This window comes from Enterovibrio nigricans DSM 22720, assembly GCF_900167155.1.
Lineage (GTDB): Bacteria > Pseudomonadota > Gammaproteobacteria > Enterobacterales > Vibrionaceae > Enterovibrio > Enterovibrio nigricans.
Genome location: NZ_FUXU01000044.1, coordinates 24,257 through 36,781, shown reverse-complemented (window position 1 = coordinate 36,781; position 12,525 = coordinate 24,257). Strand labels below are relative to the sequence as shown.

Annotated in this window: 8 protein-coding genes; 1 reads left to right on the top strand and 7 read right to left on the bottom strand. The window is 43.0% G+C overall.

The window, feature by feature from the left end; all coding sequences use genetic code 11:
- Positions 1–72 precede the first annotated feature (72 nt).
- From B5D35_RS14850 to B5D35_RS14835, 4 genes are all read right to left on the bottom strand, one after another.
- Positions 73–873, bottom strand: coding sequence for a 6TM ABC transporter family protein (locus B5D35_RS14850; RefSeq protein ID WP_078753334.1), 801 nt, complete (start codon positions 871–873; stop codon positions 73–75).
- Complete coding sequence (locus tag B5D35_RS14845) at positions 870–1,586, bottom strand: efflux RND transporter periplasmic adaptor subunit (RefSeq protein WP_078753333.1); 717 nt, start codon at positions 1,584–1,586, stop codon at positions 870–872. The genes B5D35_RS14850 and B5D35_RS14845 overlap by 4 nt, the downstream gene beginning before the upstream one ends.
- A 12-nt stretch (positions 1,587–1,598) precedes the next feature.
- Entirely contained in the window at positions 1,599–6,878 is a 5,280-nt protein-coding gene (locus B5D35_RS14840) for a hemagglutinin repeat-containing protein (RefSeq protein WP_078753332.1), read from the bottom strand.
- 1,569 nt (positions 6,879–8,447) lie between these two features.
- Complete coding sequence (locus B5D35_RS14835) at positions 8,448–8,786, bottom strand: hypothetical protein (protein WP_078753331.1); 339 nt, start codon at positions 8,784–8,786, stop codon at positions 8,448–8,450.
- A gap of 128 nt (positions 8,787–8,914) precedes the next feature.
- Here B5D35_RS14835 and B5D35_RS14830 point away from each other — a divergent pair, with 128 nt between their 5' ends.
- Positions 8,915–9,469, top strand: a complete 555-nt coding sequence (locus tag B5D35_RS14830; protein ID WP_078753330.1) for a hypothetical protein — start codon at positions 8,915–8,917, stop codon at positions 9,467–9,469.
- An 81-nt stretch (positions 9,470–9,550) separates the two neighbouring features.
- Here B5D35_RS14830 and B5D35_RS14825 read toward each other — a convergent pair whose 3' ends face one another.
- The 3 genes from B5D35_RS14825 to B5D35_RS14815 all read right to left on the bottom strand — a co-directional run bounded on the left by B5D35_RS14825 (position 9,551) and on the right by B5D35_RS14815 (position 12,318).
- Positions 9,551–10,573 carry a substrate-binding domain-containing protein gene (locus tag B5D35_RS14825; RefSeq protein ID WP_078753329.1) on the bottom strand — a complete coding sequence of 341 codons (1,023 nt, stop codon included), beginning with the start codon at positions 10,571–10,573 and terminating at the stop codon, positions 9,551–9,553.
- A 94-nt stretch (positions 10,574–10,667) separates the two neighbouring features.
- Positions 10,668–11,510: a DNA ligase gene (locus B5D35_RS14820; protein WP_425291242.1), complete on the bottom strand. Its 843-nt coding sequence runs from the start codon at positions 11,508–11,510 to the stop codon at positions 10,668–10,670.
- A 196-nt stretch (positions 11,511–11,706) separates the two neighbouring features.
- Positions 11,707–12,318 (bottom strand): murein L,D-transpeptidase catalytic domain family protein, encoded by a 612-nt coding sequence (locus tag B5D35_RS14815; protein ID WP_078753327.1) that lies wholly within the window; start codon positions 12,316–12,318, stop codon positions 11,707–11,709.
- Positions 12,319–12,525: the final 207 nt, after the last annotated feature.

The window sequence follows — 12,525 nt, the reverse complement described above, 5'->3', positions numbered from 1 at the left end:
CTGGGTATGCCTGAAACTCAGTATATTGCTTAAGAACCGAACAACTTTAGGCTGCCATGTCTTCCAACCGAATTAAGCAACAAAGCCATGTAGAAGTGATAGTGTCAGGAACTTCTCGGATACCCGCCTCACAATATGGGCATCAATTTTCTTAGAAAGAAAGTTGACGTTTTCATTCTTTAAAAATTCAAAAACTAGTAAGAAGAGAAACGCAACCACAACACCAAATGTCACCGCATATAAAGATTCATGGTTCGGATAGGAGAGAAATTTATCTAGCACTATCTGAAAGTAAAATGGCATTGCCAGCGACAATACGCCAATGATCAATGAACACACGATGGCGGTGTTAAACAAGCTCGAATTCACTTTCAGTAATGCGAAAAACCACTTCCAGCCAAACGGTGCATCATCGGCCTTTTTTGAAACAACGCGAATGACCTGAGGCTTTTCTTGCGCAATAAAGTCATCAATATCTAACTCTTTCCACTGCCAGCCACTTTCGAGGTCAAATTCTCTCAAATAGACTTTGCTGTCTCGGTAACCTTCCAGCACATATACTCTGCCCTCAGCCGACACGACAAAACGTCGGTTCCTGAAATTGATTATTTCTTTTTTGCTGAGCTTTCCTGCAGATAACACGTTATCTTCTGAGGAGATCCTCTCCAATATTGCGTGTAATGACTTATCACCGTCTAACTCTTCCTGACTCGGCCACCTGAAAACGAGGTCTCCATACTCAGCCTCAAGAAAACCACGCAAACTGAACGTCACCGTTTTTATGCAAAAACGTTTTTCAAAGCTTACGCCCTGAAGATCATTCAGGTATCCCCGTGCTTTCTCTTTGATGTCTAAAAATTGCGTATCACTCATAGAGCCCCTCCTTCACCGAGCCCTTCGGTGATCTCTAAATGAGTAACACCTATATGCATCAATTCACATTTTTTCGGTTTGAAAACAGCAAGTTTCTTCTGACTTGTATAAGCAAGCGGCACATTTCCAATGAGCTCTAAGTTGCAGGCCTTCTCTAAGCCATGTTTCACATAATATTTATTGGACTTAACATCTAATAACTGTGTATCAATAAGCGCTTCAATAACGACATCCTTGCTAATTAACTCAAGCACAGGAGTCCCTGCTGATACGTATTGCCCGTCAGAGACATATTTTTCCACTACTCTTCCGTCTATTTCCGATGAAATTTCACAATGTGATAGTGATTCGTTGATTCTCAACAAATCAACTTCGCTTTTCGAAAGCAGTATTCTCTTGTTATCGATTTCTTCTTTGTTAGCAAGGTTCTTCTTTGCTAACTTTTCGTAGCTCTTTATCCACTTACGGTAATAAGCAGCAACCTCTTTCATTTTTCGCGACAGCGCTATGTCTTTATCGCATTTAAATTGAACGAGCTTTTGTCCCACTGTTACTCGTTGACCATGCTGAACGTTCATGACATCTATTTTGCCTTCTCGTTGAGCAACAACGGGTAATACAACACGTGGCTTAATCATTGCTGTTACCGAGGTGGTACCTTCCCCCTCACGGGGGAAGGTAGCGTGGAAATAACGAGCAATATTGCAAGCCATGAAGGTATGGCTTTATTCCTCATATTTCACCTCAATGAATTCAATACCATCGATTTCTTTTTCAATCAGCGCTTCAACATTGGCACCTGGCGTAACAGGTAGCGATTGCTGCCAACCAAAATCAGGCTTGATTTGCCCAATGTCCAGTGTAAGCACTGTATCTGTCAGCGCTGTTGCAATGGCGGCAGCACCAAATGCCACATTGGCCGCTTGGTTGTTTTGCGTTGCCTGAGCAACATTGCCTCTCACTGCGTTAGCATTTGAGAAATCAATACCGAACTCAAAATCGACACCAAACTCGAAATCCTTATCTTCAAGCGTTGATGCGTCGACTACAGTGCCATCAACCGTCGCGTGACCCACTTTTTGTTTGTCCTCAGCGTATGCCTGGAAGCCTGTAGAAATACTTGGCAACTCTGGAAGCAATGGGTTTTCTTGCGGTTTCTCATGAATGGTATAAGAAGGCACACCTAAGCCTAACTGGAATCCAAGTCCGAACCCTTTCTCGGTAGACACAGCCGCTTTGGCATTGATCGCGCCAACATCAATTTGCGTTTCGCCAGACGTCGACGATATCTCGGTTCCTTCCAGATTTAATGCATCTTCTGCAGTAATAGATACTTGCGCACCTTGGATAGTCCCGCCTTGCTCAATGTGTTCTTCGACATTCAAACGCTGGAAGTCAAGGTTAAGATTTACGCTAGGTAGCGTAAGCGAACCTTCTCCACTCTGACCGAGTTGTAAGTTACCAAAGCCAAAGCCAAACTCGTTAACGCTGACGTATTCTGAACTGTCGGTCTTCGATGCCAGCAAATCAACACTGCCTGTTCCGCCATCAATTTTCACATCACCGCCGGCCAATACCTCTGAGCCAGTCAACGTCACACCGGAGCCACTACCAATCTCAACGTTGCCCCCTGCTTCGATATTCGAAACATCCGCACGCTGTTGATCGAGGTCATGAACATTAAGTTTCACGTTAAAGCCCGCACCAATAGTAATTGGGTGGCTCCAGCTGAAGTTGACGCCAGCGCCATGGCTGTATGCATCAAGCGATGCATTGTCAATCGTATCGTTGACAACCACTTTGCCGTTCTCAGCCAATAGCGAAATGTCTTCGCCAGCTTTGATATCGGTTGCCGCCAAGGTGATTGAACCGTCATCAGAGACAACAACTACGCTTTTGCCTGCTTCAAATGAAGACTCTTCAAAGATGTCAGCTGTTTGCTTCAACGAGTCAAAATTATGCTTCACGTTGAAACCCAGCGATGTGAGGAATGGTGGCTCGCTGCCGCCGCCTATATTAAAGCCAAGGGATGTGGCTGACGCTTGTTGATATTGTTCAAGCGACGTTTTTATTGCTTCAACATCAATATCATTCAGTGCTGAAAGCAAAATGTCGCCACCCGCTTCAATATTTGTACCGACAATTTTGATGCTCCCTTTGTCAGCACTGATTGATGCATTTTGTTCTGCTGTTAGCTCGCCACCAATTTCCTGTAATCGGTCAGTAAACGCTGAATAGGTAAAGAGGCTAGCATTGAACCCAATACCACCGTTTACAGCAACGCCCGTTGTTGGTGATGGGTTAATACCGATGGCAAAGGTAAACCCTAGGTTGCCTGTCAATTGCTCTGCTTGCGTAGCCAGTTTCAATGACGCCGGCAAGAAATAGACACTGCCATTTTTAGCTTCGATGATGACATCACCGTTGTCCGCTTCAATGACATTACCATGCAACGTAATATCGCCTTCGAGAGCCACGATGTTGACACTGTCGGCACTAATGTTACCAACGAGATCCCTCTCCAACTGACGTGAGAAACCCGCCGACGTGTGAGTGACGTTGAACGAGCCACCAATACTCAGACCCACAGGGTTTGCTTCACTCGGGATTGGAATCACTGGGATAGAAAGATCGTTAAAGCCCATGCGCTGATCTTCATACTCTGGCTCGATATCTTGATCACCAAAGGTCAATGCGATTTTTTGCGCATTATTTAGCGGCAATGGTTTAGGGTCTTTAGGCGTGACAAATGCCACTGCCGAGCGAATGAAGTTGTCGAAACTTCTTAGTACTGGCTGGCCACCTACAGTGATATCAACACCTAATGTCGCTTTAAAGTCCCAAGAACTAAGGTCGCTGTCTGAGCTGAAGTTGTTCTTCGCTGCGCTCGCCAAAATGCTGCGCGCAGTGAGTGATACTTGGCCTTCTTCTGACTCGTACTGGCCCGCTTCATCTTCAATGCGCTGACCCGCTCTGAGAATAATGTCTCTCTCAGCAGTAAATGAGCTAGGCGACGCGCTTTGTAAGTCCGTCGTTTTGTTCACATTGGCAAAGCCATAACCTAGACCAATGTGTCCAAGTCCAAGCTCAAACACGCCAGTTTGGCGGCTAAACGCAAGCTCTTTATGAGAGTTGGTGTAGGTCGCTTTGTTTAAAATGCTGCCTGCAGCATCGATAAGAATCGAAGAGCCTGATTTGATTCTGGCACCTTCAAGTTCAACGTTCCCGGCACCATAGTTTCCATCAGGATTTTCCTCTCGTAGCGTATCATCACCAGCAAAAAGGAATACCTGGCCGGCACTTACTGTACTTGGCGTATGGTATGTCGCTTCTTCCGAAAGCTCTGCTTGGTGCTTCTCATGCGTAAACGAAAGACCTAATCCGAAGAAACCAACATCACCGAACTTAAGCAAGTTTGTTGTGCCTTCACGATTTAACACCCTATTGATGGTGTGTTTTGCGCTGTTAAGCACTACATCGTTAGCCGCAACAAGGAATAACTGACCAGCAGCGAAAATTCGACTGGCTTTAACGACAATGTCGTCAGCACTGATCAGACGCAGATTCTGTTTTGATGCGATAATAGAAGGTGTTGAACTTGAACGATTTGTAGTTTGAACATCGGTATACGTCTGGTCACGTTGATGCGATGTTTTTCTTGTTACTTGTGTAACATTTTCTCTGTACCACGCGGTTTCATCCAGGACATTGATCGAACCGGTGTCCGTCACGTAACGGCCATCCCCTTCAGATGTCATTACAGAGCCTCTCACATTAATACTGTCAGCATTAATGACCGTGAGATTTCCTCCCGACGTAATCTCACTCGGGATATGAGACTCTCTCGTCCAATCTACTTTCGTTTCAATGTTGGTTTGAATATCTGAGCAGTGTGCGAATAGCCCAAACAAGTTGAACAAATGGCCGCCGTCACAATCTTGCCCTTCAGTTTTATCTTCAGAGTAGGAATGGCCACCAGAAGTACTGGACTTACGCGTTGACAAAGTGAGTGATTTATCAACATCAAGTAGCATTTCACCGCCCGATTCAATCTTACCAACGGTCAACTTCAGGTTGTTTGCTTTTATTGACAGTTGATCATCAGACAGCAGTGAAGCATGTATCGCCGATGTGCCATTGCTCGAACCGTTGAGTGCGACATCACCCTCATTGGCAATTACAATCAACTTACTATCAGCATGAGCACTTGAATTTGCTGCAATGCTAACGCCCTTCTCGCCCGATAAGAACACTTGATCAGAATCAACCTTACCGTTAAGAGAAACGATACCTTGCGCCGAAACGGATGCCAATTCTTCCGTATCAATGTTCCCTTTGATTGAAGCATTGTTTAATGCAATCGCCGTGACTCTCTTACCTGTTGTGTTACCAGCAATCGAGAGGTCTTTACCTGATCTCAGGTAACCATTGCCATCAACAACAAATTTTCCACGAACGTTGAGGTCGTCACTTTTACTGTTCGCCAGTAAATCGCCACCAAAGGTGTTTGATTGGTTTAGGTCAATTTTTCCATCGGCTTCAAGTAATGTATTCCCTTCAATGTTCGTTTTTGTGCTTGTTAACGCGCCATTTAAGGTAACCAGCTCTGTGGTTTCTGCTTTACTGTTCAACGCACTAACAACGACGTCTCCGTCTTGTGTGACAAAAGAAACTTTCTTGTCATTTGCTTCAATGTCGTCGTCATCTCTTGCTGTCGATTCGAGTTCTACATCACTTAGCTTTATGCCTTCTCGCGCAGTACCTGTAATACTCTGTTTTGCTGTGAAATCAGACTTGCTGATCTCGATTGCATCTCCGCTGCTAACTATCTCAATGTTTTTTGCACCCGTCACAGAGGTGTTTGTCAGAGTGTTTTTTTCGACGGACGCTATCGTGACAGTGCCAATAGACGTTGCTTTAACTTCGATATCATCTGCTGTGATTTTTCCGTCAGCATTGAAATATGCACCATCAACCGTATCGACCTTGAGCGCTTTGGCATCGATATCTTGCTTAGAAAGGTATACCGCGCGATGAAGTTGTGGGCTGGCAACGTTTTCGATGATGTCATCGACGACTGAGCGCTCAACGTAATGCTCGCCAGTGACCGCTAAGTCACCCGATGAACTAACAAAAATGCCGTTTTTCGACGTCAGTTCCGACTCAAGGTTTATACCAATACCTTTACCATTAGAAATGATGTTGATGTTATTGGCCTTCATCGCACCCAACAACACAGCATCAATGGACGACGACTCTGCATCTACAACATTCGCATAGGCACCGTAGTCCTTATAGAAATCGAAGCGACCAGCACCAACATTGATGTTCCCATTCACCATGATGTTCGCACCGTCTTTCACCATGACTTTAGGGGAAAACAAAGCGATATTTCTTGCACCAGTCACTTCACCATCCACATCCAGCGTGGCATCTTCTTCCGCAGATCGTGTTGAAACACCCGCGTAATAACCACCTGATGATACGAGCGGTGAACCAACAGCGAGTGTCACATCATTTGTGTTAAGGAAAGCAACTCCGTTAACTTCGATGCCATTTGGGTTAGCCAAAACAAAATCGGCTTTTCGCCCAAAGATTTCCTGCTGCCCAATAAGTTCAGACTCATTTTCCCCAACGACTTCCGCGAGGATGGTATTTGCTTCTAACGTACTGAAGTTAACATTTTTCTCTAACTCACCCGCAAGTTGAGAGGTGCCTGAACGGGTCGAGTTATTAAGCACAACACCCAGCTCTTCGACGTTGTACTCATAAAATTTGTTATGGGACAAACCGGTATAATTCGGCGCAGCAATATCAACAACAAGAGCACCAGATGCCGCCTTTTCAACGGATACAGAGCCAGTTTCCGGAACAATACTCAGGGCCTCTGCATAACAGGCAGAAGACATTCCAACACTCGCTGTAAACAATGCTAGACTGACGGACTTTGCAAGTTGGCTTTTCGTAAACTTTCTTGCATTGTCACATGCTTTTCCATGTTTCATTGGGTTACTCCTATTTATTTACCGCGCGCCACACCACTGCCAGCGCATTTCTCTTCAAACTATTTCCAACCCGTTGTTTTAATTACTTTTTTATTTATCAAGACAATAGCTGAACTGCTTTTTGGAAACATTCCCATCTTTTTGGATTTCAAGCTATCCATACTAATTTCTATGCAGTGCCACTAATGGAATAAAAATAGACATCAATAAAAAAGTTTCTCATGGCACGAAATCTCCTGTTTCTTTAGCCAATTTCTTTTAATTTTCATCTACTTTTGAAAGTGGGCTTCTTATACGTTTCTTAATTTCACGTCTTAAATTATGTTTTCAAAATCAGCCAATCACTTCACCACTAACCGTCGCTACCCCAAAGTGAATTTTTATTAGCCCTTATCTCTGCACAACCACCACAACCTTCGTAACAGTTTGTTCTTATGGGCTTTTTATTAAATTGAAAACGTTTCTAAGCCAAAAAACAAATTGCATCTAAGCCATCCATATATCCACGTTAAAAATGTTAAATTTATTTCCACATAACATCCGACGAAAGAAACTAGATAATCGTACATCGGTGTATAATTTAAATAACACATTAGTAACATGCACTTAGTGCTAAGAAACATTATAAAAAGCTAGGTCAGTGCACAATATATTTAAAACTCAAAAATAAGAATACGTAAAAAAATGGTCAATTTTAAACACGGAAAATGCACCCTATCACATTGATTTAAAAGGACGGAAAACAATTTCATTTTTTATATAAAATAACTGTAACAATTACATAAATAAGATTTAGATCACAATAACTATATAAACATATAAATTTCAAAATTATTGAGAAATTCAAACCAAATAACAAAATACACATATTTTATATGTGGAAATAAGTAAACCATAAATTTCATGAATTTAAAGACCAACCACAAAAAGAGGATAATAGTAATCTGATGCTATGTAATTAGAATAAAAAGCATACTTACGCCATGACATGTTGATATTTGATATTTGATATTTGATATTTGGGTATATAATTATTTGACTTCTCAGTGAATGACAAATAAAAACACACTTTTATTGAGTGAATATAACCTATTGTTATTAAGGGTGATAATCCTATTTATTAATCTTTACTTAAACACAATTTTATTTTCAACTAACCTGAAGACATTTATATTCTATTATTTAAAAAGAAACCTTATTATTTACTTTTCTAATGCGTCATCATTATGTATGCATTAATACTTCATGAGAAGAACTATTAGATTAGGTATTACTTAATTAGCGACTGCGAATTATACAATCAACAAACAAAAGTGAAGCATCCTGTTTACAACCTAAAATTCTCTGGAATCATTTTCACTTTGGGGAGGGGGTAATTAAGTGCTAATTATCATAATGTTATGCGGCCAAGCCGCTATCGTCACTATGAAAGACACAGAGAATCAGTGGCTTTTACTAATTGAGCCTGTATGTTAAAACGCCAAATCACCTTCCACCGCACCACGAAATCAAGAGCTTCATGAACAGGACGCGACGTTAACCTAGTGTGCTCTCTATCGCCTCTGCTCCCTAATAGCCCATAAACTTGTTGATCAGTGTTTCCAATTTGCTTTCTAACTCCGCTTCAAAATCATCCAAGTTTTTTTGAAACTTCTGAAGGTACTGCTCCGCCTGCTCTCGGCTCATTTTCTTACCTAGTACATTGAACTGCATTTCGGGTAATGATTTGTCATTACGCGGCACGACCGCCAATGAAATAATGGTCGAGTTCAGCGCGTTCATTTCATCAGCAATGTACTGACAAAAATCATCAATTTTGCTGGCCCCTTTAGGACCTAGACATCCCGGCTCTAATCGACAAATCACATTCAGCTTCATTTCCTCAGGAACCACCGCTACGTTTCCCATTGATATGCATCCTTATTTATATGCCTAACAGTTAGATTAGCTCAAATGTTCATATCCATCTAAACAGCTTGATCTGTCTACAGGTGTAGCCTTTATGTTTGTTGTATCTAACGACGTAGAGGCAAGCGATGAACAATGAATTGATTACTCATACCAAAGCAATTCTGAACAAAGAGGCAACGGCACGGTCTTTCAGTCATAACACGTTAACGATGTCGCCAGCAGCGAACGTTTCACATACGTATGCCATTAATGTCAATTTCCCTCCCAAGGATGCCGCTTACTTTTTTACGGCGCTTGGTGAGGTGCTTTGGACGCCAGATTGGAGCCCTTCGTTGATTAAAGGCAATGGTTTTCAGCGCAATGATGTTTTCCTTAATACAGCATCCGGTAATACGCTTTTTGTAGTGACAAACTTTGACACTGAACGGGGGCATATTTCCTATGTGCGTCTAGATCCAAATCTAACAGTCGCTACCATCGATTTATCTATCAAGCCATCAGGAAAAGGCTCGCAAGTCGACGTTACCTATCGGCTAACTGCGTTAAATACGCACTCGGAAAACACCATTAATGCGTTGACGGCCGAGGCTTATCAATCAGAAATGAAAACGTGGGAAGGCAATATTGCAATGATGGAGAAATCACTACAGGAATGGCTACATTACGCACAACAGGAATAAAGAGAGATCAACAGTGTTTTCGCGTCTCAGCCTTTACATTCTTCTTTGTTGCCAAGATGTTGCGCTAAATGATATGTACAATTAAAACATGGAAAACCTATCTTCACCTTGTAGAAGCGTTTCACCTTCCTCTATTTCAAAGTCGAGCGTTTCGCCTTTCTTTTCCTCCCCATTGATCATCGCGAGCAAAGAAAGTACAGCCTTCTCACCCGTTTCTCTGTCCGGTGTAACGATACTGGCTAACCGTGGCATCAAGGACTGGCCAATATCTAGGGCATGAACACCCGCAATACCCACCTCTTCTGGCACAAGGATATTCATGTTTTGGCATTCCAATAATACGCCAGCAGCAAGTTCGTCGTCCGTACAAAAAAATGCATCAGTATCCGGGTAGCGCTCCAGCACCTTTCGGGTCATCTTACGTGCAATAGAAACGGATACATCATATTTTGCAGACAGGCTTCTTGGCGTGAGCCCTGCATCTTCCATTGCCGCAATATACCCTTGCACCTTCGCTTGTGTTTGGATGCCTTTGCGTGTGCCTAAACAAATTATTCGACTATAGCCACGCTCAATCATAAGAGACACCATCGAAAGAGCCGCCAATTCATTGTCTATACCCACCCGCGCCTCAGATTCACCTTCCTCCGCATCCAATACATCAACAAAAGGTATTCCTGCTGTTTCCATCATTTTCAACGAACGCACAGAGTGTTCACTTTCCGCAAGGATCAATCCATCTACATTGAATGACAAAAGCGTCTGAATGCGCAGTTCTTCAGACTCTGATTCAAAACCACTGTGAGTGACCATAATGTCATAGCCCGATTCTTCCGCCGCTTTTTCAACGCCCTCTATCACTTGTTGAAAAACTGGATGCTTCAATGAAGGAAGTACAACGCCGAGCGTTCTGCTGCTTCGGTTAGAAAGAATGTCGGGTACGCGATTGGGGATGTAACCCAATTCATCTAACGCAATTTGAATTCGCTCTCCCGTTTCCTTTGCCACACGGTGTCGGTTTTTGAGATAGCGACTCACTGTCATTTTCGTAACACCCACAAGGGATGCAACATCTTGCAGCGTTGGACGACGAGGTTTCTGCATGCGGGCCTACCATGGCAAATAAAGAGGAATAGCGCTTTGATAAGTTTCTGAGTAGATTCGCTATTTTTCCAAAAGTAAGCGTCAAAATGTGACGTTATAAAGGGTTTTGCTGTTTTGTTATGTCCACTCTTACGAATCGTGCAAATTTCGGGATACCATTTTTGGTGAATCCGTTATATCGATACGTCACCAGAGTTCCAAGCGCTGGGGGGTTATCCCTTTCCATGTCGGAAAAACCCGATCCAATTTTAAACGTAGTTCCGTCAAGAAGCTTTACGATTAATGCCCCCATTCGGCCTTCATGTTTCCCTTTCCCCGCCACATAACCAATCACTTCCGCTTCTGCATCTTGTGCTATTTTCAATTTGACCATTGCATCGCTTCGACCCTGAACATACACCTTGTCGCGGTGCCTTAGCATCAAACCTTCTCCGCCATATTTATCTATTTCAATCAACATACCGTTGATATGCAATTCACTCACTGCTGGAAAGTGTGGTACATAACGCAGGTGGGTTTTATCTATACGGTTAACTACATCAACGATTGATTGATAACGGGTTTCGAAATCGCCCTTATGTAGCGGCAGTTCAAACACCATAAACTGTATAGCCTGCCAAGCATTCTCATCAGGCTGATCGTCCATCACGACTGATAGGGTATGTTCAAACTTTCCACGACCTGCCCATAGTTCTCCCTCCAAAACTGTGTCGGGAAGCGATTTCGTAAACCAGACTGGGGCGGCAATTTTATTTCCGGCGCGAGTCATCAGCTTTTCACCATCCCAAATTGCGCGGATACCGTCGAGCTTTTCGCTATATAGATAACTACTCCAATTTTCGTAGACACCATGCTCGTAATTTTTGGCAAGCTGTGGTTCAAAAACTTGATTGTTCAGAGTCAGAGCGGAAGTGGTATTTGACAGCGTCAAAGCCACTGTTGCAGTAAGGATTGTTGAGTACATTAACATTACCTGACGTTTATGAAAGTTGAGAATTAGCGCGATAAGAATCGGCCGTCTACTCGTTAATGTCAGGATATGAACAGCCGTAGAATTAGGTGTAAATGAGCTAATTAACATTCAATAAAAAAGCGCGCTCTCTCGATACGCGCTTTTTATCAATGAGTTATCGTTATGCGAAGGCGTAAATATATGTGCCATCTTTAATCGTGTTAATCACGCTCTTGGAAAGATATGTGGGTAACGCCGGGCAACCCCAACTGCGACCCAACTGGCCTGTTTTCGAAATGACCTTAGGATTCGCATAGGACGCACCGTGGATAACAATTGCACGTTTTCGCGCATTATCGTTGACCCCTTTGGATAGCCCATCAAGCCGAAGTGAATAGCCATGTTTCCCATAGTACGTTTCCCTTGCACGAAATACCCCCACAGACGTCTTGTGAGAGCTAATTCGATTAGAGAACTTGGTCGCGTATAGGCTGCCACTGTTCTTGCCATGAGAAACATAGGAAGAATAGAGTACTTTGCCTTTATGCACATCGATCACCCAAAAACGTTTTTGTGAAGACGGCTTCCCATAATCAATCAAGGTAAATATTGGCTTCTGGCTGGGGTGAGCTTTGAAGTGGTTATACGCATCTTCAAACTTGTTATATGCCACTTGATGCGCTAAACCCAGTTCTTTGTACATAACGTGAGCATTTGGCAACTCTGCCGCAAACGCTGTGCTTGAAATACAAAGCAATACCAGCGCGATGATGGTTTTAATCGCCTTAAACATCGTGTTCCCCTAACAAGGTACAAATTTTAACAAAACGGAAAACTGCTCTAAAAAAACGTCGCTTTGTTGTTCCATGTACCAAAATTCGTGCCAGTAGGCTTGCTGTCACGAAGAGTTGTTCTGTTTCAATAAGTTGGTTTTTGTTAATCCTCGACGTACACGTGTAACCCTGATTCATCGAAAATTGAGCGCAAAAGAAGCGGCTTT